This is a genomic window from Aliiroseovarius crassostreae, from assembly GCF_025137635.1.
Classification (GTDB): Bacteria; Pseudomonadota; Alphaproteobacteria; order Rhodobacterales; family Rhodobacteraceae; genus Aliiroseovarius; species Aliiroseovarius crassostreae.
This window is the reverse complement of record NZ_CP080772.1, coordinates 2,400,852-2,425,869: the sequence shown is the minus strand read 5'-3', so window position 1 is coordinate 2,425,869 and position 25,018 is coordinate 2,400,852. Positions and strand designations below refer to the sequence as shown.

Sequence of the window (25,018 nt, the reverse complement as noted above, 5' to 3'; positions counted from 1 at the left end):
TTTAGATGCGATCTGACGCAGGCGCGGCGGCCCAATCCTGCTGCGCCTGTGTCTCAACCGCACAGGGGCGGGTGTCGCGCAGGCGCGCCAGCGCCGCTTCGGGATCTTCCCCCAACTCAACCATCAACCGCATCACCGCCATGCCCGACCGGCCACAGCCGCCCCGGCAATGGGCCAGCACCTTGCCGCCTTGGCGCAGGATCGCCAGCGCCAGCATGGACACTTCCGGCCAGGTCAGCTCCACATCCGCGCCGGGTGCGCCGAAATCCGTGATCGGCAGCGCATACCAACTGATCCCCCCATCTTGCAGGTCGTCGCCCAGCGTGTTTGCCCCAACCGTGACAAGCTCGGCCTCTTCGGTCATGGTCAGCACCAGATCCGGCGACCAGTCGATGATCGTGTTCAGATCATCCGCATAGGGCGACAGCAGCCCTGGCATGGGGCAGATCCCAAGCTGTCCTGCGGCTGCACTCAACGCGTAGATTTCAAATGCCATGGAGGGTGCCCTTTTCGAATGTGGTGTGGCCGCATCAGCGGCTTCGCCGGGATAGCATCTGACGCCGTGATGTTCCACAACCGAACGCTGACCACCCGGCGGAATAGGGGTTCACATCCGCAGGGCAAGGTGACTATTCTTCCCTCATGCCCGACAGGACCGATACCGACAACCAATCAAAAGCAGAAACGCGCACCCGCTGGGCGGAAGACCGCACAATCATGGCCAATGAACGCACGTTTTCGGCCTGGATGGGCACGGGGCTGGGCGCGGTGGGGGTAGCCATCGGACTGAAAGCCGTGTTTGGCGATTTTGATCCGACCTGGGCTGCGAAACTGGTGGCCAGTATGTTTCTGGGCATCGCGGTGGTGATCTATTGGGCGGCGCAACGGCAGGCGTGCAAGACATTGCAGCGCCTATCGGAAAATGATGCCGAGACCATGCCCACCAAATCCTTCACCCGTCTGGCCCTGCTGATGTCGCTGGCGACAGTTGCGGTGGGTGGGGTCCTCTGGGCGCTCTGAGGTGATTTTTGCATCTGCTGTAGACCTCGCCTGCACGGGGGCTTAGGCTCTGCATGACACCACGAATCCCGACAAAGGCTGACGATGAGCGACACCCTGACCGACACCGCCGAGCCACGCAAAGCCTATCAGGTGCTTGCCCGCAAATACCGCCCCGAAACCTTTGCCGATCTTGTCGGGCAGGGGGCGATGGTGCGCACGCTGAAAAATGCCTTTGAAAGCGATCGGATTGCGCAGGCCTTCGTGATGACCGGCATTCGCGGCGTGGGCAAGACCACCACCGCGCGCATCATCGCAAAGGGGATGAACTGTATCGGCCCTGACGGCACTGGTGGCCCGACAGTGGAACCTTGCGGGGAATGCGAACATTGCGTGGCGATTGCCGAAGGGCGCCATGTGGATGTGATGGAGATGGACGCGGCCTCTCGCACCGGGGTGGGGGATATTCGTGAAATCATCGAAAGTGTGCATTACCGGGCGGCCTCGGCCCGCTACAAGATCTATATCATCGACGAGGTTCACATGCTCTCGACCAGCGCGTTCAACGCGCTGCTCAAAACGCTTGAGGAACCGCCCGCCCATGTGAAATTCATTTTTGCCACCACCGAAATTCGCAAAGTGCCGGTCACGGTGCTGTCGCGCTGCCAGCGGTTTGATCTCAGACGGATCGAACCCGAGGACATGATGGCGATGCTGAAACGCATTGCCACCGCGGAGGGGGCCGAGATTGCCGAAGATGCGCTGGCGCTGATCACCCGTGCGGCCGAAGGGTCTGCCCGTGACGCCCAGTCGCTTCTGGATCAGGCGATCTCGCACGGGGCAGGGGAAACCACCGCTGATCAGGTCCGCGCCATGCTGGGGCTTGCGGATCGTGGCCGGGTGCTCGACCTGTTTGACCTGATTATGCGTGGGGACGCGGCAGGCGCGCTTTGGGAAATCGGGTCGCAATATTCCGATGGGGCTGACCCGATGGCGGTGCTGCGGGACCTGGCGGAAGTGGCCCATTGGGTCAGTGTGATCAAGATCACACCCGAAGCCGCCGAAGACCCCACCGTGTCGCCGGACGAACGCACCCGTGGTCAGGCCATGGCTGAAAAACTGCCGATGCGCGTGCTGGCGCGCATGTGGCAGATGCTGCTGACCGCGTTGGAAGAGGTGGGCAATGCCCCCAACGCGATGATGGCTGCTGAAATGGCGGTGATCCGCATGACCCATGTGGCGGATTTGCCGACACCGGAAGAGTTGGTGCGAAAGCTGAAAGATGCGCCTCCTCCCCCGACACCGTCCGGTGGTGGCGGTGGCGGCGCCCCGGTATCGCATGGCAATGGTGGCGTGAATGCGCAGGGGGGATTTGCCCCCAATGGTTCCGGCGCACCTTCCGGGCCGGGCGGTCCCACGGCCCTTGCCGTCGCGCGTGCCCCCGAAAGCGCACTTGCGCAATATGCCCGGTTTGAAGATGTGCTGCAGCTTATCCATCATCACCGCGACGGGCTGTTGAAGGTGCAGGTCGAGGAATATGTCCGTCTGGCGTCGTATCAGCCGGGGCGGATCGAGTTTACCCCCACCGAGGACGCCCCAAAGGACCTCGCGGCGCGGCTGTCGCAGCGCCTGCAGGGCTGGACCGGGGTGCGCTGGGGGGTGACACTGGTCAATGGCTGTGACGAACCAACCATTGCCGAATTGCGCGACAGTGAAAAGCTTGCCCTGCAGCGTGAGGCCGAAGCGCATCCGCTTGTGCAGGCGGTGATCGCAGCGTTTCCCAAGGCGAAAGTGACCGATATCCGTTCGACCGAAGACATGGCCCAGGAGGCCGCTGTTGAGGGTCTTCAGGAGGTCGAGGATGAGTGGGACCCGTTTGAGGAGGCGTAACCTCTCCTTGTATCCCAGCCGCCCGGCCCGTATCTAAGACCGAAGCTGAATTGTAAGGAGCATCAGATGTTCAAAGGACTGGGTGGGCTCGGCGATATGGCCGGGATGATGAAAAAGGCGCAGGAAATGCAGACCCGCATGGCGGAGCTGCAGGAGAGCCTGGAAACCATGACCGTGGTGGGCGAAAGCGGCGCCGGGCTGGTCAAGGCCACAGCCACGGCAAAAGGGGTGCTGACCGGGCTGGACATCGACCCGACCATCTTCAACCCGGATGAAAAAGAAGTGGTTGAGGATCTGATCCTCGCGGCCATCAAGGATGCTCAGTCAAAGGCGCAGGAACGGTCTGCACGCGAAATGGCTCAGCTGACCGAAAGCCTTGGCCTGCCCAAGGACATGAACCTGCCGTTCTGAACGGCGGCCCTTTCCATGACAGACGCACCGCGCGACATTGAAAACCTGATTGAGCTGATGGCCAAGCTGCCAGGGCTCGGTCCGCGCTCGGCCAGACGTGCGGTGCTGCACCTGATCCGGAAACGCGCCCTTGTGCTGACCCCCCTGGCCGACGCGATGCTTGCGGTCGCGGAAACAGCACGCGAATGCGTGACCTGCGGCAATGTCTCAACCTCAGACCGCTGCGCGATCTGCACGTCCCCCAAACGCGCCACCGGAGAAATCTGTGTGGTCGAGGATGTGGCAGACCTCTGGGCGATGGAGCGTGCGGAGATCTTTATCGGCCGTTACCACGTGCTGGGGGGCACCTTGTCGGCACTTGATGCGGTGGGGCCGGAGGATCTGGGGATCCCGCGCCTGGTCCGCCGTGTGATCGAAGAAGATGTTCAGGAAGTGATCCTGGCGCTAAACGCCACCGTCGATGGCCAGACCACCGCGCATTATATCGCGGAAGAACTGGAAGGGCGCTGTATCGTGTCCTCACTTGCGCAGGGGGTGCCCGTGGGGGGCGAACTCGATTATCTCGATGAAGGCACCATCTCAGCCGCGCTTACCGCCCGCAAACGCATGTAGCACGCCTGAAAAAAGGACCTTGCCTTCGCTCGTGCCGGTTTCGTGCCTTATCGAAGTTCCAATGGAAGCGGTTCGGGAGATACCCAAGGCACATGTCTGTCCCGGAATGCCTACCAAGCAGAGATCAATTTGGGGCCACAAGCTAAGGTCGGGAAGACCGAACCGCTTCAGGGGCGCTGCCCCTCGCGGCTTTGCCGCTCACCCCGGGATATTGAACACCAGAAAATGAACGGGGCTGCATTTCAGGGCATTGGTCATTCGCAATGAGGTGAGGAGAGACGGTCATGAGCGGATGACTGACCGCTGGTTGGCGATCATATTTGCGTTTCGAAACCAAGCCGTACCCCGGCCTGATCCCGAAACGCTTTAATTATCCGTTATTTTCTTGTCAGAAATATCCCGGGGTGAGGCCGAATGGCCGAGGGGCAGCGCCCCTTTCCTCTGGTTGCCGCCAATACGCCGGTCAGAACGGGTCAAGCAGGCGTTCAAAGTAATCCCGTTCCGGCTTTGGCCGACTGGTTTCACCAGCGCGATTGCGCAACTCTTCTGTCAATTCCTGTGCGCGTTTGCGCATGTCTTCTTCACTGGTAAATCCCCCATCCGAGGGGCCCCTTCCCAGTTGGTTGCCAGTGGCGCGTCCAAGCGGGTCGAGCGCATTGGGGTTGGTGCTCTCCTGTCCGGTTTGCCCCTGTTGCCCATCGCGCCCGGCCTGAGTGCTGTCCATCGCCTCGTCAAAACGGCGCAGTCCTTCCCGCAGGGCTTCCATCGCTTCGGCCTGACGATCAAGTGCTGCGCTGTTGTCGCCCTGTTCCAAAGCATCTGCCGCCTGATCCATTGCGCGCCCGGCCTGGTCCAGGGCATCCCGCGCGGCATTGCCGGCTTCGCTGCCAGCCCCTGGCAGGGCGCGGCGCTGCGCGTCCAGCTCCTGTTCAAGGCTGCGTTGCCTCTGGGCCAGAGATCTGTTTTCTGCGCCCTCGGCCCCCTGTGACCGGCCTTGCCCTTCTGCGCCTTCGGGTGAATTTTCGCCACTATGGGCCTGTCCGCGTCCCAGCTGGCCATCTCGTCCGGTATTGCCCTGCGATTCGCCCAGCTCATTTCCCTCGCCACCCTGTTCCTGAAGTTCACGGAAAGCCTCATCCGATAGACCTTGCTGTTGGCGCAGCGTGTCTGCCAGCCCGTCGCGCGCGCGCTGGTTGGCCTGTTTGCCCTGACCACGGGCCACTTGCATATTCTCCATCATTCGGTTGAGAGCATCGAGCATTTCCATGGCCTCGGCAAAACGCCCTTCCTGCATCAGCTCGTCGATCTGATCCATCATGGCGTCGAGATCAGCGAAACTTAGCTCCAGCAGGTCGCCGTCGGGCATGGGGGGCAATTCATCTTGTGGTATCTGGGCAAGGCGATCCAAATAGTCCTGAGTGGCGCGGCGCAGCTCGTCCATCAATTCGGCAAGCTCCTCGGGCGTGGCGCTATCACGCATGGCTTGCTGCAACCGTTCCTGAGCGCGTAGCATCCGGTCTCGGGCGCTGTCAGCACCGTCGTCTTCGATCTTGATTGCGATCTCCCAAAGGGTGCTGGCCAACCGCTCCTGCGCCTCGGCGTTCAGACCGGTGGTAAGGGCGCCCTCCAGGTCGCGGATTGCCGCTCGCAGCGCGAGGTAGCTACCATCCGGCAGGTCCAGATCTTCGGGACGGTGGAGTATTGCCCGCAACATCTGTGCCACCCGCGGACCCCCTGCGCGTGCCCAGAGCAGATCACGTCGCATCTCGATCACGGCGCGCGCTTCGGGGGTGAAAAATCGCCTTGCAGGTAAGGTCATGTGCAGCGGATCCGATCTGCCTGATTGGCCGACGGCGTCGAATGCGCTCAGCGTGACGGTGACCGGAAGGCCGGCCCATGGGTGCTGGGCGAGGTCTTCGGTCCAGAGGCCCTGCAACTGCCGGGGGTCGGCGCGATAGGGGCGAGGCAGATCAAGGATTTCGGCCGTCCGCGGATCGGGATCGGGGGACAGGCCATAGCGGCGTTCAACCGCATTCAACGCGAGCTCCACCCGCGCCTGCCCATAGGTCACGCCATAGTCATCACCCGCGCGGTAGCCCAATTTGAACGTCCCTGATGTGACACGGGTCAGTGCTCCGTCCGTGCGAATACTGGGGGGGACGTCGCCGATGGCGGTGAAGCGCCAGGCCGGTGTGGTCTTCGCCCCCCGGACATGGATGGATAGCGTGCTGTTCTCGGTGATCTCTGCCTGCAGCCCATCCCCCTGCGCGCCTCGAAGCAGATCCCCTCCAAGCGTGATCCTCCCGTCTTCCTGCCCGTAGAGCCGGAGGGTCAGGCGGCTGCCCGCGGGCACCGGTAAAGGGCCGGGCGGTTGGTCGTTTAGGTAGAGGCTGGGCTGGCCCGTGTAAACCGGGGGTTCGATCCAGCCTTCCCATGAGGCTGTCGGTTCGCATTCCAGGCAATCTGCCTGCGGCATTCCCATCCCGTTTGGTGCGTCCACAAATCCCAATGCCATCACGCAGCCGAGGGCAGCAATCAGGCGCAGTGCAAAGGGATCGCGCTCGGCAATGCGCAGATTGGGCCATGGCGCGCGCGCGGTGCGGGCCAATTGGATCATCCGGTCCTGATGGGCCTGCCAGAGGATCTGAGAGGTTTCTGTTGTCTCCAGCGCGGGCATGTCGCGCAGGGTCGCAAGGGCGGCATGGGGCAGGGTGCTATCCAGCCGCGCTTCGGCCTCAGGATCGGAAGGGGGGTGGAACCTGCGGATCCCCCAGACCAGCGCGATCAGAAAACTCACCCCAAGGGCGGCAAACCCGACCGATCCAAACCCTACAAATCGTGCCCAGGTCACGGCGGCCATTGCCACTGTCGCCAAAGGCCAGAACGCGCGCCAGCCCCGCTCTGCCCCGATCGCGGCCTTTGTCAGACGCAAAGGCCAACGCAGCTGGCGGGCCAGCTCGGGCGGGAGAGGGGGTCGGGCCCCGTTGCGTGCCATGTCACCTCATTTGGGTCAGATCCATTCCGGTATCGTATCGCGGGCAAGCATTTCTTCATAGGTGGGGCGGGCGCGAATAACGGAAAATTGCTCACCCGAGACCAGCACTTCGGGGATCAGCGGGCGAGAGTTATACTCCGATGCCATCACCGCGCCATAGGCACCTGCCGAGCGGAACGCAATCAGGTCATCCGATTTCAGCGGCGCCATATTGCGTTCCTTCGCAAAGGTATCGCCGGTTTCGCAGATCGGACCGACAATGTCATAACCGGCCTGCTCAAGGCCCGGTTCGGCCTCGATTACCGGGATGATGTCGTGATGCGCCTCATACATGGCCGGTCGCACAAGGTCGTTCATCGCGGCATCGACAATCAGGAAATCGCGACCTTCGCCTTCTTTCACATAGATCACGGAACTGACCATCAGCCCCGCATTGCCCGATACCAGACGCCCCGGCTCAATCTCGATCTCACAGCCCAGATGACCCACGGTTTCGCGCACCATCTGACCATATTCGAGCGGCAGCGGCGGGGCCGAGTTCGACCGCTCATACGGAATGCCCAATCCGCCACCGAGGTCCAGACGTGTGATGTCATGCCCGTCCGTGCGCAACGCCTCCGTCAGCTCTGCCACCTTCTGATAGGCCAGCCGGAACGGCTCCAGCTCGGTCAGCTGGCTGCCAATATGCACATCAATGCCAACCACCTTCAGGCCCGGCAGCTTGGCAATCTCGGCATAAACCTCACGCGCCCGCGAGATTGGAATGCCAAATTTATTGTCGGATTTGCCGGTCGAGATCTTCGCATGGGTTTTAGCATCCACATCCGGGTTCACCCGCACCGCAACCGGGGCTTCAACGCCCATTTCAGAAGCCACCTCGGACAGCGCGCGGTATTCCGGCTCGCTCTCCAGGTTGAACTGGCGAATATTGTGGCTCAGCGCCAGACGCATTTCGTCTTTGGTTTTGCCAACGCCCGAGAATACAATCCGCTCCCCCGGCACACCCGCAGCAATCGCCCGGCGAAACTCGCCGCCCGATACCACGTCCATTCCCGCGCCCATATCCCCCAGCAATTTCAGCACCGCGAGGTTCGAATTCGACTTCACCGCAAAACAGACCAGATGATCCGCCCACCCCAGTGCTTCATTGAAAAGCGAAATATGCCGCTTCAGCGTCGCCGCCGAATAAACGTAAAACGGCGTGCCCACCTGGGCCGCAATTTCGGGAATGGCAACGTCTTCGGCGTGCAATACGCCCTCGCGGTAAAGGAAATGATCCACGTCTCAAGCCTGTCCTTGTTGGTCTTTGCGCTTCTACTGCCCTAAAGGAAGCGCGCCGTCCGTTCAATCCTCATAGACGTGCTTTTCCTCTTGCCACAAATATCCCGGAGCGCGAGGCAGAGCCTCGCAAAAAGAAAACGCTGGCCGAAACGATGAACGTCTGGCCAGCGTTTGCAATATTATTGGGGCTGAATTTATCGCGTCGCCACGTCCTCGGGCGACCCCGGGCGGATCGGCTCTCCATCCGCGCCACAGCCCGCCAGTCCCAAAAGGACCAGAATCAACGCCACCCGGATCATGCCAGCTTCTCTTGCCAGCGGGCGATCTGCCGGCGCACTTCCGACGGGGCCGTGCCGCCATATGACGTGCGCGAGGCGACTGAATTATGCACGCCCAGCACGTCAAACACGTCCTTGGTGATGGCCTCATGCACCGATTGCATCTCTTCCAGCGTGAGGTCCGGCAGGTCACAGCCCTTGCCTTCGGCCATGGCGACCAGCGACCCGGTCACGTGATGTGCGTCCCGGAACGGCATATTGAGCGCGCGCACCAGCCAGTCGGCCAGATCCGTTGCGGTTGAGAAGCCAGATGCCGCCGCAGCTTCGAGGTTTTCGCGCTGCCCTTCCATGTCGCTGACCATGCCAGTCATGGCGGCCAAGCCCAGCATCAGGTTGTCGGCGGCGTCAAACACCTGCTCCTTGTCTTCCTGCATATCCTTGGAATAGGCCAGCGGCAGGCCCTTCATCACCGTCATCAGACCCACCGAGGCCCCCATGATCCGACCAATCTTGGCCCGCAGCAGTTCCGCCGCATCCGGGTTGCGCTTTTGCGGCATGATCGACGATCCGGTCGACCATTTGTCCGACATGCGCACGAAACGGAACTGTGCTGAGGACCAGATCACCAACTCTTCGGCCAAGCGGCTGAGATGCATCGCGGTGAGGGTCGAGGCAGACAGGAACTCCAGCGCAAAATCGCGATCCGCCACGGCGTCGAGCGAGTTGGCGGTGGGGCGATCAAAGCCAAGCGCCTCTGCCGTCATTTGGCGGTCGATCGGGAAGGATGTGCCAGCCAGCGCAGCAGAGCCCAGAGGGCATTCGTTCATCCGCTTGCGCGCGTCCTGAAAACGGGAAATATCGCGGCCAAACATCTCGACATAGGCCATCATGTGATGCCCCCAGGTCACAGGTTGGGCCGTTTGCAGATGGGTAAAGCCCGGCATGACCCAATCCGCGCCCATTTCCGCCTGCGACAGAAGGGCGCGCACCAGCGCGGTCAGGCCTTCGATGGCAGCGTCCATCTGACCACGGACCCACAGTTTGAAATCGGTGGCAACCTGGTCATTTCGGCTCCGTGCCGTGTGCAGACGGCCTGCGGGCTCCCCCACGATCTCTTTCAGGCGGGCTTCCACATTCATGTGGATGTCTTCCAGCGCGGTCGAAAACTGGAACGATCCGGTCTCGATCTCTGACAAGACGGTGAGAAGCCCTTCACGGATCGCCTCCGCATCGTTATCTGTAATCACGCCCGTGGCCGCCAACATGGCGGCATGGGCGCGCGAGCCGTCGATATCCTGTCGGGCCATGCGCTGGTCATAGCCGATCGACGCGTTAATCGCTTCCATGATTGCGTCTGGACCGGCAGAAAACCGGCCGCCCCACATGGCGTTCGCTTGCTTGTCGTTACTCATGGTCTAGCCCTTCGGAGGTCACATGTCTGTCTTGCGTTCCGCCCTGCTATACGCGTCCATCGCCCTTGGTGCAAATGCCGCTTTCACCATTGGGGGGGCAAATGTGGCTTTGGCAGAGACGGATGTGGCAGCACTTGCCGAAATGCGTGAAGGTGAGATGAAGAAACTGGTGTTTCACGCCACGCCAAAACCCGCAGGCACCGCGCCGTTTGCAGCCACGGATGGCAGCGATCACACGCTTGACGAGTTCCGCGGCAAAATCACCGTCCTGAATTTCTGGGCCGTCTGGTGCGCGCCCTGCCGCAAGGAAATGCCGTCACTTGATGCGCTGGAACAGGCCCTGGGCGGGGAAAACTTCATGGTGCTGCCGATCGCCACCGGACGCAACAAACTGCCCGCGATCGAAAAGCTTTTTGCCGAAACCGGCGTGACAGCCTTGCCGATTTACACCGATCAATCCCAGACCCTGTCACGGCAAATGGGGGTGCTGGGGCTGCCGGTCACGGTTATCCTGAACCGCGACGGGGCCGAAATCGCCCGTCTGACCGGTGATGCGGACTGGAATTCGGACAGTGCCAAGGCCATCCTGCGCGCCCTGATCGAAGGGTAATCTCCCGCACTCTGCCCCCTCTGACGAGGGGGCGCCGTTTGGGCCGGGCCTCGCTTCGCTCGGCTCAGGCCCGAAGCAGTGTGCATCAACGATTGAAGCGCTTCTGACAGATCCGTCAGGGGCTTTGCCCCTCGCGAGACAAGCTCGCTCACCCCAGGATATTTCTCCCCAGAAAATGAGAGAAACGTCCCTCTTCTTCTTGCCCTAAATATTCTGGGGTGAGGACATCGTCCGAGGGGCAAAGCCCCTAAAAGGCTCACGAAGTGAGCCGCCCCCAAGCAAGGTCAAGCCTCTGCGAGGCGCGGGTTTTGCGCGGGAGGGCCTGGGTATTTCGCCTGTCTGGCTTGACCCTTGGATAGCGTTGACACAGGCCAGCTGCTTTCTCTTCAATGTGCTGAAGAACGCCGGAAAATGGTGAATTTCAGGGAGGACACGATGCCGCTGGAGGTATTGGCATCCATCGTGGTGGTGGGGCTCGCACTGATTTACGTGATCATGAAGATCTGGAAGTTTGACCGCTGCCTGGTGCTTGCGAGCGAAGAGATCGCGCGGGCTGAGTGGGAGGCGGACAACCCGACGGCACCGGCCCTTGAGGTGATCGTGGCGGCCAGTGGACAATCGGCGTTGGTGCGGTCTCGGCGTGGCTGGGGCGTTCTGTGGGTGATGGGGCTTGATGCGGCCAGTCACGAGCTGAAAGGGGGCGTGCTGCATGACCATCCCGCTGGACTGCGGGTGCAACTGCCGGATTTTGCAGCGCCATCCGTCGTATTGCAACTGGCGCCAGATGAAATTCCCGTCTGGCGTCAACAGATTGAAGGGGCGTTCTGATGGCCGTTGCCTATCCTAATGTAACCGACTACGCCGTGCCGTTTTTTGTTGCGGCCATCGCGTTGGAGCTTGCGTGGATCTTTTTTAAAAAACGCGGCGGTCGCTATGAGGCACAGGATGCGATGACCAGCCTGTTCATGGGGGTGGGGTCGGTCCTGTCGGGGATCCTCCTTGGGTTTCTTGCATTCGGGTTTTTCATGCTGTTGTGGCGGATCACGCCGTTTGATCTGGGTACGGCCTGGTGGGTGGTGGTGGTCTGCTTTGTGCTTGACGATCTGCGCTATTACTGGGTGCATCGGTTCGGACATCGGATCCGCTGGGTCTGGGCCAGCCATGTGAACCACCATTCCAGCCAGCATTACAATCTGACAACGGCGCTGCGTCAGACCTGGACCGGAACCTTCACCCTGATGATGGTGGTGCGTGCCCCGTTGGTGCTGTTGGGGTTTCACCCTGCGATGATCCTGTTTGTCGGTGGCATCAACCTGATCTACCAGTTCTGGATCCATACCGAGGTGATCGACAAGATGCCGCGCTGGTTTGAAGCGGTCATGAACACCCCCAGTCATCACCGGGTGCATCACGGGCGCAATGCGCGTTATCTGGATGCGAATTATGCGGGCGTGTTCATTGTCTGGGACAGGATGTTTGGCACGTTTGTGCCGGAACAAGAGAGCGAGCCGGTGGATTACGGGCTGGTTCACAACCTCGGAACGTTCAACCCGATCCGAGTGGCCTTTCACGAATGGGTGGCAATCTTCAGGGATTGGATGCAGCCGGGCGTGACGTGGAGGGATCGCTGGAATTATGCCATCAAACCGCCGGGGTGGCGCCATGACGGCAAAGGGGGATCCACAGAGATGCTCAAGCGTCTGGATGTGAAGCGGCACCCGGAAAAGGCAGGCACACCAGGGTTTGAGCCCTCAAGGATGCGCTGACCGGGCAGGGGCTTTGCCCCTCGCCTCTGCGAGGCTCACCCCAGGATATTTGCAACAAGGAAACAGGGCGGGCGAAAGCTCGCCTTTTCTTTTCCCGGGGATTGAGGAAGGGGGAGGCTGCTTTATGCTATGGGTATGGATCGGGAGAGTGTCATGGTTTCACGGCGGGTTGTTCTGACAGGTTTGATGGCGATGTCCGCGCTGCCGCATGTTGCCGGGGCTGAGGCCGGGTTCCGGGCCTGGTTGTCCGGTTTCGGGAAGTCTGCGCGTCGCGCCGGGATCAAATCCGCAATTCTGAAACAGCTCGACACTGTGGCCTATCTTCCCAAGGTGGTGGCCGCAGACCGCAAGCCTGCTGAGACGGCCAAGTCACTAGATTTCTATATTTCCTCTGCGGCGTCGTCCGCTCGAATTCGGACGGGAAAATCCATGGCGCGCCGATATTCCGGGCTGCTGGAGCAGCTGGAGCGGCGCTATGGCGTGTCGCGCTATGTGCTGTTGGCGATCTGGGGGATGGAAAGCAGCTATGGCGGATTTCGCGGCAATGTCCCCACGCTGTCGGCGCTGGCCTCTCTGGCCTATGAAGGGCGTCGGAGAGAGCGTTTCGAGGATGAACTTCTGGCGGCTTTGAAGATCCTGCAGGCGGGGGATGTGACCCCGAAGCGGCTGGTCGGCTCTTACGCGGGGGCGATGGGGCATACGCAATTCATGCCCAGCTCCTACCTTGAACATGCGGTTGATTTTGATCGGGATGGGCGGCGGGATATCTGGGGTGATGATCCCACGGATGCGCTGGCCTCCACCGCGGCGTTCCTGGCTGCGAAAGGCTGGTCCAAAGGGCCGCGCTGGGGAGAGGAGGTTCGGCTTCCACAAGGGTTTGATCTGGCGCTGACCGGGCGGATTTATCCACGTAAACAGACCGCGTGGGCGCAGCTTGGGGTCACCCGTGCCAATGGCCGGAAACTGTCCGGCAGACGCGAAGGTGCCGTGATCCTGCCTGCTGGGCCAGAGGGGCCGGTTTTCATGATTTACCCGAATTTTCACATCATCAAGACGTATAATTATGCCGACAGCTATGCGATCAGCGTCGGCCATCTGGCGGATCGAATTGCGGGGGAGGGGGCATTTCTGACCCGTTCTTCCGACCGACCCTGGGGGATGAGTTTGAAAGAGCGTGTTGAGCTGCAAAACCTTTTGAATACAGCGGGTTATAATGCAGGTCGGGCCGATGGCGTGATTGGGGAAAAGGGCCGCGCCGCGATCAGGGCCTATGAAAAGGCACATGGGTTGCGCCAGACGGGGGTTCCCAGCCGCGCGCTCCTTGCTCGTCTGCGTTAGGGCTGCCCGTTAAGGTCCGGGTAACGGTGACAGTCCCTCGTGTGGTTCATGAACAGTCCGCACGCCTCCATCCACGCATAGACAATGGTCGGACCGCAGAACTTGAACCCGGCCTTTTTCAGATCCTTGGAAATCTGAGAGCTGAGGGCGGAGGAGGTCGGCACATCGGCCTGGGTGGCATAATGCCCCACAAGCGGGTGCCCATCCACATAGGCCCACATCATTTCTGAAAAGGCCTCTGCGCCGCCCAGATCCAGATAGGCCTGCGCATTGGTGATGGTGGCTGCGATCTTGCCGCGATGGCGGATGATACCGGGGTCCGCCAAGAGGCGAGAGATGTCTTCCTCGTCCCAGGTTGCAATCTGTTCGGGATCAAACCCGGCAAAGGCGGCGCGGAAATTGTCGCGTTTCCTGAGGATGGTGATCCAACTGAGACCCGCCTGAAACCCGTCGAGAATCAGCTTCTCCCACAGGGCGCGCCCGTCCCGTTCGGGCACCCCCCATTCCAGATCGTGATAGGTTTGATAAAGCGGATCCTCACCGCACCAGGCGCATCTGATCATTTTTACCCCAATATCAAATACTTGTTCGGAAAGTTTTCAATTTTCCTTAAAAGCTGCGTTTTACCTGTTGTTAGCGAGTTTGCCGACAAAATGACAGTGTTGGGATGTGGCGAGCAGCATTGCTGAGGGGCGGCTGGTGCCACGCAAATCGTGTTGGGGACGATATGAGCAAGAAGGTTAAAAGCAGCCCGTTTGATATTGCGGTGCAAAAACGGCAAAGCGAGACGCTGGATATGGTGCGCATTGCGCTGGCGCACAAACAGGTGAAACTTGCCTTCCAGCCGGTGGTGCTGACGGCCCAGCCGGATCGTATGGCCTTTTATGAAGGGCTGCTGCGCGTTACCGACCAGCAGGGGCGTGTGATCCCGGCCAAGGATTTCATCGATGTGGTTGAAGAGACGGATATGGGGCGTCAGCTGGATGCCCTGGCAATCGAGCAGGGCCTGATGGCTTTGGCTGAGGAGCCCGGCCTGCGACTGTCAATCAACATGTCCGCCAATACGATAGGATATGCCCCTTGGAACGAAGCTTTGCTGGCGGGGCTGTCCAAAGACCCTACGCTGGCCGAACGTTTGATTATCGAAATCACCGAACGCACCGCGCTGTGCAAATCTGATGACCTGCTGGATTTCATGACCGAGATGCAGGGTAAGGGGATCAGCTTTGCCCTGGATGATTTCGGGGCCGGATATACCTCGTTCAAATACCTCAAGGATTTCTATTTCGACCTGCTCAAGATTGACGGGGAACTGATCCATGGCGTGCATAAGGACCCGGATGCGCAATTGCTGACCGAGGCGCTGCTGGATCTGGCCCATAAATTCGAAATGTTTGTTGTGGCAGAAAATGTCGAAACCTTCGAAGACGCAGAATATCTCAGCTCGATCGGGATGGATTGCATGCAGGGGTATTATTTTGGAGTGCCGACCCTGACCCCTTATTGGCGGGTCAATCAGATACTGGGAAAAACGGCCTGACACCCAGATGTCCCCGTGCAAGATGGGTGGTGGTCTGATGTCAGAGCGTGCTCCTGCGCAATGCGAAAGTTGCGCCCATTGTGTTTTCTTAAACATATTATTTCTCACGCTTGATTTTTTCTGCAATGCAGCACAGGATGCCGGCACCGCAATCACGCGGATATGGGTTGGCCTGTCTTGGGGAGGGCGGTTGCCTCTGACCCGCATGTAGGAATTTGGAACGCAGGTGATCGAAGGCGGCAACAGCCAGGTCAACTTGCATCAGGTGGAGGAAGACCATGACCAATGTCGTAATCGTATCGGCCGCGCGCACCGCGGTTGGCAGTTTCTCGGGTGCGTTTGCCAATACGCCCGCCCATGATCTGGGCGCAACCGTGCTGGAAGCCGTGGTGGAACGGGCCGGTATTGAAAAATCCGAGGTGGATGAAACCATTCTGGGTCAGGTGCTTGCGGCCGGTCAGGGGCAGAACCCCGCCCGTCAGGCCCATATCAACGCGGGCCTTCCGCAGGAATCGGCTGCGTGGAGCATCAACCAGGTCTGTGGTTCGGGGCTGCGTTCGGTCGCACTCGCCGCGCAACATATTCAGTTGGGGGATGCCGGAATTGTTGCCGCAGGCGGTCAGGAAAACATGTCTCTGTCGGCCCATGTGGCACATCTGCGCGCCGGGCACAAAATGGGGGACATGAAATTCATCGATTCGATGATCAAGGATGGCCTCTGGGACGCGTTCAACGGCTATCACATGGGCCAAACCGCCGAGAATGTTGCAAATCAATGGCAGATTTCGCGTGATATGCAGGACGAATTTGCCGTGGCCTCGCAAAATAAGGCCGAAGCCGCTCAGAAAGCGGGCCGGTTTGCGGATGAAATCACCCCCTTCACGGTGAAAACCCGCAAAGGGGACATCGTGGTCGATAGCGACGAGTATATCCGTCACGGCGCCACGATCGAAGCGATGCAGAAACTGCGCCCTGCTTTCGTGCGGGACGGCGGTTCCGTGACGGCGGCCAACGCATCGGGCATCAATGATGGTGCGGCTGCCGTGTTGCTGATGTCGGCTGACGAGGCCGAGAAGCGCGGGTTGGAGCCGCTGGCCCGCATCGCTTCTTACGCCACCGCCGGACTGGACCCGTCGATCATGGGTGTCGGCCCGATTTTCGCCTCGCGCAAGGCGCTGGACAAGGCCGGCTGGGCCGTGGGCGATCTGGACTTGGTGGAAGCCAACGAAGCCTTTGCTGCGCAGGCCTGCGCCGTGAACAAGGACATGGGCTGGGATCCGTCGATCGTGAACGTGAACGGCGGCGCCATTGCCATTGGTCACCCGATCGGCGCCTCTGGTTGTCGTATCCTGAACACGCTGCTGTTTGAAATGAAGCGCCGCGACGCCAAAAAGGGTCTGGCGACCCTGTGCATCGGTGGCGGTATGGGCGTGGCCATGTGCCTTGAGCGCCCGTAATTGACAACAAGATATCTTAGAAAGGGGCGCCGATGGGCGCCCTTTTTTTGTGCCTGATATCTTGAGCCTGACGTAATGTCCGGGCAGCTTTTGTCATCTCGCGTTTACAAGTCTCGTGCAGCTTGTGATTGATTCGCCAGTAAGAGTGTCATTTTGCGCTGGCAGCGTTCCAAACTGCCTGAAAACTGAGCAATTTGCGGGAAATCTTGCTGCAATTGCAGTTAAATAGCCGCAATGCAGAAATATCATCGCAATATTGTTGCTCTTCTGGGTTCCTGAGGGTAATAACATTACCAATAAGTGATGTCTATTTGGGAGATATGAACATGGCAAAAGTAGCACTTGTAACCGGCGGTTCGCGCGGCATCGGAGCTGCGATTTCAACAACTCTGAAAGCCGAAGGTTACGAGGTTGCCGCCACCTACGCGGGCAACGACGAAAAGGCCGCGGCCTTTACCGCAGAAACCGGCATCAAGACCTACAAGTGGAATGTCGGCAGCTATGAGGACAGCAAGGCAGGTCTGGCCCAGGTCGAGGCCGATCTTGGCCCGATCGACGTGGTGGTTGCCAATGCCGGGATCACCCGCGATGCACCGTTCCACAAGATGTCCCCCGAGCAATGGCAGGAAGTGATCGACACCAACCTGACCGGCGTGTTCAACACCGTGCACCCGATCTGGCCGGGTATGCGCGAGCGGAAATATGGCCGCGTGATCGTGATCAGCTCGATCAATGGTCAAAAAGGGCAGTTTGGGCAGGTGAACTATGCTGCGACCAAGGCCGGGGATCTGGGGATCGTGAAGTCCCTGGCGCAGGAAGGGGCACGTTTTGGCATCACTGCAAATGCGATCTGCCCCGGTTATATCGGCACCGAAATGGTGATGGCCGTGCCAGAGAAGGTGCGGGAAGCCATTATTGGTCAGATCCCTGCCGGTCGCCTGGGGGAACCCGAAGAAATCGCCCGCTGCGTTGCCTTCCTGGCAGATGAGAAATCCGAGTTCATCAACGGCTCAACCATCTCGGCCAACGGGGCTCAGTTCTTCGTCTGATCAGCACGGACAGGATTGCAGAGCGGGTCGCGGTTTCGCGGCCCGTTTTTTTATGGCGTCGCGGAGTGGGCGCAGGGTGAACAGGGCGTGAAAGGCTTGTGCCCGCAGGATATGGGCTTTGCGATAGTGGCGCTGCATCTCGGTGATATTGGCAGTTTCCAGCATTGTATACCCTCAAGTTTTATTTGCTTCACATAAGATGGATGACATGAAACTAAATAACAAACGAGACTTTTCAGGGTTTCGGTTAAGTGATATTGAACTGATATGTCTGATCGTCTTCCCCCGTTGACCGCCCTGCGCGCCTTTGATGCCGCCGCCCGCCACATGTCGTTTCAAAAGGCGGCGAGCGAGCTGCACGTGACGCCCGCCGCGCTTTCGTTCCAGATCAAGTCGCTGGAAGAGCATCTCGGGGGGGCTTTGTTTTACAGGCTGAACCGTGCGGTTGAGCTGACCGAGGCAGGCAAGGCGCTGGCGCCTGGTGCGCAGGAAGGGTTCGAAACGCTGACCGCTGCCTGGCGGGCTGCGCGTCGCAGTCTGGAAACCAATGTGCTGACTGTGACGGCTGGGCCGGCGTTTACCTCGAAATGGCTGGCGCCGCGCATGTATGCGTTTGCCCAGTCCCACCCCGAGGTCGAATTGCGTTTTGCGGCCAGTCTGCAGATGGTGGACCTGTCGCGGGATGAGGTCGATGTGGCTATTCGGTTTGGTTATGGCCCCGATGGCGGGTTGTTTTCGCATCCCCTGTCAGAAGAGTGGATCACGCCGGTCATGACCCCGGAAATGGCGCAACGTTACCCCACGCCGGAGGCGTTGTTGCAGGCCCCTCTGATCTCCGATCATTCGATTGATTTTTTGCAGCCGCGGTGCGACTGGGCGGCGTGGTTTCGGGCGGCGGGGATCGATGCCCAGCCGGGGCCGGCGCTCAGTTTCAACCAGGCCGATCACGCGCTGGATGCTGCGATGGCCGGGGCGGGTGTCGCGTTGGGCCGGCGGTTTTTTGTGTCGAAAGACCTGATGGAGGGGCGACTGGTTGCGCCCTATGGCGTGGCAATTTCGACCCGCGCGCATTTCCGGTTTCTCTGCGCGCTCGGACGAGAGACCCGCCCGGAAATCAAGGCGCTGCTGGACTGGATGCTGGAGGAAATCGAAAAAACGGCCCATGTGTCGGATGACATGACAATTTTGCCGGTCGAGGCGCTGGCATGACCCGGTCTCGTGCCACTTCTGTGGGGTTCATCGCGGTGTTGCTGTGGGCCTTGCTGGCGCTGTTTACGGTGGGGTCTGCGCCGGTCCCGCACTTCCAGCTTGCAGCCCTCTGTTTCGCCATTGGTGGGGCATTGGGGGCGGTCTGGATTGGGGCTACGGGCGGGTTCTCTGTGCTGCGTGGTGTCAGTTGGAAGGTTTACGGTTTCGGGACGCTGGGGCTGTTTGGCTATCATGCGCTTTATTTCTCCGCCCTGCGGATGGCGCCGGCTGCCGAGGCGGGGTTGATTGCCTATCTCTGGCCGCTGATGATTGTCCTGTTTTCCGGTCTGCTGCCGGGAGAGCATCTGCGCCCCATGCATATCCTTGGTGCCCTGGTGTCTTTTGTGGGGGCGGCGTTGATCGTGTTGGGGGGCGCGGCCGGGTTTTCCGCAGAACACCTTCCGGGATATGGGCTGGCGTTTCTCTGCGCGCTGACCTGGTCAGGGTATTCGGTGCTCAGTCGCCGGTTGGGCAGCACGCCGACTGCCTCGGTTGTGGTGTTCTGTCTGATGACATCCCTGTTGGCAGGGATTGCGCATATCCTGGTCGAAGAAACGGTCTGGCCCGTCGGGGCCATCGGCTGGTTGTCCGTTCTCGGGCTTGGCCTCGGTCCGGTGGGGCTTGCGTTTTATGTCTGGGATGTGGGGGTCAAGCAGGGGGACATTCAGCTGTTGGGAGTGGCATCCTATGGGGCGCCGCTTTTGTCCACTCTGGTGTTGATTCTGGCAGGGATTGCCGCGCCAAGTGCCGCACTTTTGCTTGCAGGTTTCCTGATCACGGCAGGGGCCGTGATGGCGGCGCGCGCCAGCACCAGATAGCGGCACTGACAGGATGGTGATCGTCAGGCGATTGCGGGAAGGCGCGCGCGGAGTTTACGTCAGATCAGATCTGTTTGGGATGCCGGTTCAGGCGTTTTCCAGACGGGCAATCTCTTCCTTGATCTTCAGTTTCTGCTTTTTCAGTTCGGTGATCTCCTGGTCCGTGGTTCCGGGTGCGCGCTGTGCGGCTTCGACCTCGCCCTCCAGGGCCTGATGTTTGCGGCGCAACTCTTCCACATGCGAACTGACGCTCATGGCGATCCTCCTTTGAAAAACGATTTTGCCCTTCGAGTGCATCATAAAATTTCGGGGATGTCACGAATTGGTTGCAATTCTTGGCATATTTTCGCGCCTCCGCGAAACATTGTGAATTGGTCACCAAAGGGGGAAGGCATGGCCGTCACGCAGGATCGCCGAAACCTCGGGGGTGTAATGCTCGACATCCCCAACATGTTGTGGTCCTTCGTGTAAAATGAGGGGCGCTGCGAGGCGGAAGGCACCGCGTCCGCCTTTCCGGGCCTGCACAATGACAAGTGAGGTGACCCGGCCGATTCTGGGGCTGAGCGGTTTGACCATGATCGAGCCGAGCCTGTCATCCAGAGCGGCCATGATCTCCGGCAGGCGTTCGGCCTTTTGGATCAGGGTCAGATAACCGCGTGGCTTCAGCCGCCGGGTGGCCTGATCAATCCAGGCGGAGAGCGGCAGGTCTTCACCCAACGCCCCTTCACGCAGCGTATCAGGTGAGGGCGTGCCGCGCTCTCGCAGATAATAGGGGGGGTTCATGATCACATGATCAAAACTTTCTTCCTTGAGCGCGGCAGGTGGGTTTGCAATATCCGCTTCGTGAACCTCGAAAGGGATGTGGTTTTGTGCCCCGTTGCGGCGGGCCAGTTCAGCATAGGGTGCCTGGCGTTCAATGCCCACAAGACGCAACCCTGTCACCCGTGTGCCAAGGCAAAGTGCGGCGGCCCCGGCCCCGCACCCCATATCCAGCACGCATTCCCCCGGATGGGCCTGCACGGAGGCCGCCAGAAAGACCGGATCCACCCCGGCGCGGTATCCGTTGACGGGTTGGGTCAGAACGAGCTTCCCCCCCAGAAACTTGTCCTCACTGAAACCCGTTGGTGCAGTGCTCATCCCGTTATCCTTCCGTCGCAATGTCATGGTCGCGCAGGATTGCCCGCGCCCGGAACAGATCCTGATCGCGGACCATAGCGCGACGAGGTAAAATTCCTATTGATCCCTCCAGTGCACTCATATGGACGTCCATGACAAATAAGGGTATATCCTCGGCCTCAAGAAGGGCTGTGACGTAGGGGATCAGTGTCGGGTCAGTGGTGCGGATAAGCTCTTTCATAGACAAAGACTTAAGGGCAAGCGCGTGAAACGCCAACGGGGTTTTGCGGCAATGTGACGGGATCGTGAGCAAAATGAAGGACGCAAGCTATAAACCGCATGAACGCCTTGGGGCGCATCTGGCGGCAGACATGGATGCTGTGAACACGCTGATTCGCGATCGGATGGCGTCCGAACATGCACCGCGCATTCCCGAAGTGACGGCGCATCTGGTGGATGCTGGTGGCAAAAGATTGCGCCCGATGCTGACTTTGGCGGCAGCGCGCCTGTGTGGCTATGACGGGCCCTACCATGTGCATCTTGCGGCAACGGTTGAGTTTATTCACACCGCGACCCTGCTGCATGATGATGTGGTGGATGAAAGCGCCCAGCGGCGTGGGCGCCCGACGGCAAACCTGCTTTGGGATAATAAGTCCTCGGTCCTGGTCGGGGATTACCTGTTTTCACGCTCGTTTCAGCTCATGACCGAAACCGGGTCCATTGACGTGCTGCGCATCCTGTCCAACGCTTCGGCCACCATTGCCGAAGGTGAAGTGCTGCAACTGACCGCCGCGCAGGATCTGAAGACGGATGAAGGCATTTATCTGCAGGTGGTGCGCGGTAAAACCGCAGCACTTTTTTCCGCCGCAACCGAGGTAGGCGGGGTGATCGCCGATGCGGATCCCGCCCATGTGAAGGCGCTGTTTGAGTATGGTGACGCCTTGGGTGTTTCCTTCCAGATCGTCGATGATCTGCTGGATTATTGGGGGGGTGAGGCCACGGGCAAGAATATTGGTGACGATTTCCGCGAACGCAAACTCACCTTGCCGCTGATCAAAGCGGTGGCCAAGGCGGGACCCGAGGAACGCGCCTTCTGGGTCCGCACCATTGAGAAAGGCCGGCAGGAAGAGGGTGACCTTGAACAGGCGCTGATGCTTCTGAACAAGCATAATGCCCTGGAAGAAACCCGGCTGGATGCGTTGGCCTGGGCGGAAAAAGCAAAATCCGCCATGGCCTCTCTCCCCGAGGATCCGATCCGTGACATGCTGATTGATATCGCTGACTACGTGGTGGCGCGTGTCACCTGATCAGACTTGGGGCTTGCGCCCCAATGCCTCCGGCGGGGATATTTGGAACAAGAAAAAAGGCCGAAAGATTCTGTTAATCAGGATCTGGCAGTTTGGAGCTGCGGTACAGGCGGGGACGCCGATGACCGTACAAGGAAAAAGCGATAAGCTTTGAAAAGAGAGGGCACTCCCCTCTCTTTTTTCTTGCCATAAATACCTCGGGGGTCTGGGGGCAGCGCCCCCAGCCATGGTTTATCTCAAAGCGCATGCTGCGATCCACCAATCAGGATGGTCGCGGCGCAGTTGACCCTCAGCGGTCTCGGCGGCGGCTCTGGTGTCAAACAGGGCAAAACAGGTTGCACCGGAGCCGGACATGCGGGCAAGGCGCGCGTTGGGCAAAGCGGCGAGCGCCGTGAGCGTATCTGCGATCACCGGTGTTGCGGCGATGGCCGGGGTCTCAAGGTCATTGCGTTGCCGGGCCAGCCAGTCAATCAGGGCAGCGGTGCTTTTCCAGCGCGGCAATGTCCTGGGCATGGGGGCGTTGGTCTTCTGTGTCAGCGCCTTGAATACGGTCGGGGTCGACACGGCTGCACCGGGATTGGCCAGCACTGCAAAGAGGGGGGGGAGCCCCTCGACCGGGGATACCCGCTCTCCGATCCCCTGCATCCGTGCCGCCTGACGTATCAGGCAGACCCGCACATCCGCCCCAAGTGTCGACACGTCAGGCAGGCGCGTGTCACCTGTAAGCTCCGCCAAGGCCAGAACGGTCGCCGCTGCATCCGAGCTGCCCCCGCCAATCCCCGCCATTGCAGGCAGGTGCTTGGACAGGGTGATATCCACCGGAATACCATAGAGATCTGCCGCCTTGCAGACGAGGTTCGATCCATCCGAGGGCACGCCGTCAGCCTGTGGCCCCACCACATTGAGTTGATTGGCCGCCGCCGGTCGGATCGAAATCCGATCGCCCACATCGGCAAAAACGACCAGGCTGTCCAGCAGGTGATAGCCGTCGCCACGTTGGCCCGTGATGTGCAGGGTCAGGTTGACCTTGGCGGGTGCAAAGGTTTTAGAGATCTGCAGCGTGTTGAAATCCATTGCTTATTTCGATCCGTGCAGCGGCGCGGCGCCTTCCTCTGCCAGCACCTGATCCAGCCCCAGTTCGAGTTTTCGGCGAATGCGTTCCGGGTTCAGCTCTTCCAGATCCGTGTCTTCCGTGACAAAGCTGAGCGCGCGTTTCCATTGAAACTCTGCCTCGCGTTTGCGCCCAACCGCCCAGTAGGTGTCACCCAGGTGATCATTGAGGATCGGGTCAACGGGCAGCAGTTCAACCGCGCGCTCCATCTGCTCAACCGCCTCGTCATATCGGCCAAGGCGGTAATAGACCCAGCCAAGACTGTCGGTGATATAGCCGCTGTCGGGCCGCTCGGCCACGGCACGTTCGATCATGTCGAGTGCCTCCTCCAGATGTTCGCGCCGTTCCACCAGGCTGTAGCCAAGATAGTTCAGCACATTGGGCTGGTCCGGGTTGAGGGCAAGGGCTTTGCGAAAATCTGCTTCCGCCGCGGGCCAGTCATCCAGTTTTGTTTCAACAATGGCGCGTTGGAAATAGACCCGCCACTGGGTGTCCAGATCCTGCTCAAACAGGGAAATGGCCTGATCAAAGGCTGCTCGGGCCTCTTCATAGCGATCCTCGCGGGACAGAAACTCCCCCAGCAGGGTCGGGATGCGGGCCCGTGTCGGGAACTGGCCTGAAAGTGCGCGCAGCTCGCCAATCGCTTCTTCTGCCCGGCCTGACTGGCTCAGGGCCATGGCGCGCCCAAGGGCGGCTTGCAGGAATTGCGGGCTGTCTTGCGGGATGCGGGCATAGGCGGCCACGGCCAGATCATGCTGGCCCATATCCTCGTGCAACTGTGCCGTCAGCAAGGTGGCGTCATAGAGGCCGGGGCTGAGATATTCGGCAATGCGGGCATAGATCAGAACCGAGGTCAGGCCGGAATTGGGCGGGATATTGTTGGCGATCAGGTAAAACAGCTCTGCCGCCCCTTCCTGAACCGTGCGAACAGCGGTGAAGGGCAGGGGGGTTTTGGATTTGAGCGTGTCGATAATCGCGATCAGCTCGTCGTCAAGCACCCCGTTTGAGGCCTGTGCAAGCACCTCCAGCGCCTCGTCATATCGGTCCAGCTGACTGAGGATCTGCACATAGGCGATCACGCCGCGTCGGTTCAGGCGAAACTCGGCCACCTGTTGCTGCATCAATTGGGCCGCGGTTTCGAAATCACCGACAAAGGCGGTGGCCAGGGCTTTTTGCTGGATCGCAAAGCCGCGTGTGCCTTCGTCCTCGGCCAGCCGGTCCAGAACGGCCAGCGCCTGCGACATCTGCCCGCGCCCCAGCTCTGCCCAGGCGCGCAGCATTTCGGTCATCAGCGGCCCAACCGAGACGCCCTCTTCAAGCAGCGTCAGCGCCGCGTCCCATTTGTCATGACCAAATGCATCCCCCAGAAGCACCAGCCGGGCGATGGCGTTCTGTTCGTCCAATGCCGCCAGCCGGCGGGCATAGGGGGTGGTCTCGGGCAGCGGGTTCAGCACCAGCTGGGCAATGGTCAGCCCTTCCAGAATACGTGCATTGTCAGGATCTTCCGCGATGGCCCGTGCGCCATATTCCAGGGTTGCGGAAAAATCTCCCTGATAATCTGCGGTTCGGGCGGCAAGATAGGCCCCCAGCCCGGTTTCACCTTCGGCAAGGGCAGGTGGGGCCAGCATGGTTGACAGGGTCAGGAGGGCAGACAGGGTCAGGGATTTGGGGGCATGGCGCAACATACGCAAGGGTTCTGCTTTCTTTACATGAGCGTTTCGCCCCGACCCTATCGTTGCGGATGCACAAAAACAATGAGGGGCCGCACCTGCAGCCCCTC

Annotated in this window: 24 protein-coding genes; 14 read left to right on the top strand and 10 right to left on the bottom strand. The window is 60.2% G+C overall.

Features of this window, described 5'->3' with window-relative positions; genetic code table 11:
- Position 1 precedes the first annotated feature (1 nt).
- Positions 2–496: a phosphatase domain-containing putative toxin gene (locus tag K3J57_RS11585; RefSeq protein WP_259791940.1), complete on the bottom strand. Its 495-nt coding sequence runs from the start codon at positions 494–496 to the stop codon at positions 2–4.
- 146 nt (positions 497–642) lie between these two features.
- Here K3J57_RS11585 and K3J57_RS11580 point away from each other — a divergent pair, with 146 nt between their 5' ends.
- The 4 genes from K3J57_RS11580 to recR all read left to right on the top strand — a co-directional run bounded on the left by K3J57_RS11580 (position 643) and on the right by recR (position 3,912).
- A complete protein-coding gene (locus tag K3J57_RS11580; RefSeq protein ID WP_055187466.1) occupies positions 643–1,020 on the top strand; it encodes a YidH family protein in 378 nt (125 codons plus the stop codon).
- Positions 1,021–1,104: 84 nt separating this feature from the next.
- Positions 1,105–2,889, top strand: coding sequence for a DNA polymerase III subunit gamma/tau (locus tag K3J57_RS11575; RefSeq protein WP_259796000.1), 1,785 nt, complete (start codon positions 1,105–1,107; stop codon positions 2,887–2,889).
- 66 nt (positions 2,890–2,955) lie between these two features.
- Entirely contained in the window at positions 2,956–3,300 is a 345-nt protein-coding gene (locus K3J57_RS11570; RefSeq protein ID WP_055187468.1) for a YbaB/EbfC family nucleoid-associated protein, read from the top strand.
- A 15-nt stretch (positions 3,301–3,315) separates the two neighbouring features.
- A complete protein-coding gene (recR, locus tag K3J57_RS11565; protein ID WP_259795998.1) occupies positions 3,316–3,912 on the top strand; it encodes a recombination mediator RecR in 597 nt (198 codons plus the stop codon).
- A 463-nt stretch (positions 3,913–4,375) separates the two neighbouring features.
- Here recR and K3J57_RS11560 read toward each other — a convergent pair whose 3' ends face one another.
- From K3J57_RS11560 to argH, 3 genes are all read right to left on the bottom strand, one after another.
- Positions 4,376–6,907 (bottom strand): DUF4175 domain-containing protein, encoded by a 2,532-nt coding sequence (locus K3J57_RS11560; RefSeq protein ID WP_259795996.1) that lies wholly within the window; start codon positions 6,905–6,907, stop codon positions 4,376–4,378.
- Positions 6,908–6,922: 15 nt separating this feature from the next.
- Positions 6,923–8,188 carry a diaminopimelate decarboxylase gene (gene lysA / locus K3J57_RS11555; RefSeq protein WP_259791927.1) on the bottom strand — a complete coding sequence of 422 codons (1,266 nt, stop codon included), beginning with the start codon at positions 8,186–8,188 and terminating at the stop codon, positions 6,923–6,925.
- A gap of 295 nt (positions 8,189–8,483) precedes the next feature.
- Entirely contained in the window at positions 8,484–9,851 is a 1,368-nt protein-coding gene (gene argH / locus K3J57_RS11550) for an argininosuccinate lyase (RefSeq protein WP_259794925.1), read from the bottom strand.
- Positions 9,852–9,900: 49 nt separating this feature from the next.
- Here argH and K3J57_RS11545 point away from each other — a divergent pair, with 49 nt between their 5' ends.
- From K3J57_RS11545 to K3J57_RS11530, 4 genes are all read left to right on the top strand, one after another.
- Positions 9,901–10,488 (top strand): TlpA family protein disulfide reductase, encoded by a 588-nt coding sequence (locus tag K3J57_RS11545; protein WP_259791925.1) that lies wholly within the window; start codon positions 9,901–9,903, stop codon positions 10,486–10,488.
- 435 nt (positions 10,489–10,923) lie between these two features.
- Complete coding sequence (locus tag K3J57_RS11540; RefSeq protein WP_259775826.1) at positions 10,924–11,316, top strand: hypothetical protein; 393 nt, start codon at positions 10,924–10,926, stop codon at positions 11,314–11,316.
- Positions 11,316–12,254 (top strand): sterol desaturase family protein, encoded by a 939-nt coding sequence (locus K3J57_RS11535; protein WP_259791923.1) that lies wholly within the window; start codon positions 11,316–11,318, stop codon positions 12,252–12,254. Before K3J57_RS11540 ends, K3J57_RS11535 begins: the two co-directional genes overlap by 1 nt.
- A 153-nt stretch (positions 12,255–12,407) precedes the next feature.
- Positions 12,408–13,592: a lytic murein transglycosylase gene (locus K3J57_RS11530; protein ID WP_259795995.1), complete on the top strand. Its 1,185-nt coding sequence runs from the start codon at positions 12,408–12,410 to the stop codon at positions 13,590–13,592.
- On the opposite strand, the gene K3J57_RS11525 is transcribed toward K3J57_RS11530, so the two are convergent.
- Positions 13,589–14,155, bottom strand: coding sequence for a DNA-3-methyladenine glycosylase I (locus K3J57_RS11525; RefSeq protein WP_259795994.1), 567 nt, complete (start codon positions 14,153–14,155; stop codon positions 13,589–13,591). The two genes, K3J57_RS11530 and K3J57_RS11525, sit on opposite strands and share 4 nt — an antisense overlap.
- Before the next feature lie 164 nt (positions 14,156–14,319).
- Here K3J57_RS11525 and K3J57_RS11520 point away from each other — a divergent pair, with 164 nt between their 5' ends.
- The 5 genes from K3J57_RS11520 to yddG all read left to right on the top strand — a co-directional run bounded on the left by K3J57_RS11520 (position 14,320) and on the right by yddG (position 19,704).
- On the top strand, positions 14,320–15,132 hold the full coding sequence (locus K3J57_RS11520; protein ID WP_259791917.1) for an EAL domain-containing protein: 813 nt from the start codon (positions 14,320–14,322) through the stop codon (positions 15,130–15,132).
- A 278-nt stretch (positions 15,133–15,410) separates the two neighbouring features.
- Positions 15,411–16,589 (top strand): acetyl-CoA C-acetyltransferase, encoded by a 1,179-nt coding sequence (locus K3J57_RS11515; protein WP_259773127.1) that lies wholly within the window; start codon positions 15,411–15,413, stop codon positions 16,587–16,589.
- Positions 16,590–16,915: 326 nt separating this feature from the next.
- Positions 16,916–17,638: an acetoacetyl-CoA reductase gene (gene phbB / locus K3J57_RS11510; protein WP_055190577.1), complete on the top strand. Its 723-nt coding sequence runs from the start codon at positions 16,916–16,918 to the stop codon at positions 17,636–17,638.
- A gap of 267 nt (positions 17,639–17,905) precedes the next feature.
- Positions 17,906–18,847 (top strand): transcriptional regulator GcvA, encoded by a 942-nt coding sequence (gene gcvA, locus K3J57_RS11505; RefSeq protein WP_055190406.1) that lies wholly within the window; start codon positions 17,906–17,908, stop codon positions 18,845–18,847.
- The gene (gene yddG / locus K3J57_RS11500; RefSeq protein ID WP_259795992.1) at positions 18,844–19,704 is read left to right on the top strand and encodes an aromatic amino acid exporter YddG; all 861 of its coding nucleotides are present in this window, start codon (positions 18,844–18,846) and stop codon (positions 19,702–19,704) included. The genes gcvA and yddG overlap by 4 nt, the downstream gene beginning before the upstream one ends.
- A gap of 87 nt (positions 19,705–19,791) precedes the next feature.
- On the opposite strand, the gene K3J57_RS11495 is transcribed toward yddG, so the two are convergent.
- From K3J57_RS11495 to K3J57_RS11485, 3 genes are all read right to left on the bottom strand, one after another.
- Positions 19,792–19,959, bottom strand: a complete 168-nt coding sequence (locus K3J57_RS11495) for a YdcH family protein (protein WP_074963795.1) — start codon at positions 19,957–19,959, stop codon at positions 19,792–19,794.
- Between the two features lie 120 nt (positions 19,960–20,079).
- The gene (locus K3J57_RS11490) at positions 20,080–20,841 is read right to left on the bottom strand and encodes a tRNA1(Val) (adenine(37)-N6)-methyltransferase (protein WP_259791913.1); all 762 of its coding nucleotides are present in this window, start codon (positions 20,839–20,841) and stop codon (positions 20,080–20,082) included.
- Positions 20,842–20,845: 4 nt separating this feature from the next.
- Positions 20,846–21,061: a putative signal transducing protein gene (locus K3J57_RS11485; RefSeq protein ID WP_173484912.1), complete on the bottom strand. Its 216-nt coding sequence runs from the start codon at positions 21,059–21,061 to the stop codon at positions 20,846–20,848.
- Positions 21,062–21,134: 73 nt separating this feature from the next.
- Between K3J57_RS11485 and K3J57_RS11480 the strand changes: the two genes are divergently transcribed.
- The gene (locus tag K3J57_RS11480; RefSeq protein WP_259794924.1) at positions 21,135–22,127 is read left to right on the top strand and encodes a polyprenyl synthetase family protein; all 993 of its coding nucleotides are present in this window, start codon (positions 21,135–21,137) and stop codon (positions 22,125–22,127) included.
- A gap of 231 nt (positions 22,128–22,358) precedes the next feature.
- On the opposite strand, the gene K3J57_RS11475 is transcribed toward K3J57_RS11480, so the two are convergent.
- Positions 22,359–23,201, bottom strand: coding sequence for a 4-(cytidine 5'-diphospho)-2-C-methyl-D-erythritol kinase (locus K3J57_RS11475; RefSeq protein WP_259795989.1), 843 nt, complete (start codon positions 23,199–23,201; stop codon positions 22,359–22,361).
- A gap of 3 nt (positions 23,202–23,204) precedes the next feature.
- Complete coding sequence (locus tag K3J57_RS11470; protein WP_259797774.1) at positions 23,205–24,923, bottom strand: tetratricopeptide repeat protein; 1,719 nt, start codon at positions 24,921–24,923, stop codon at positions 23,205–23,207.
- Positions 24,924–25,018 lie beyond the last annotated feature (95 nt).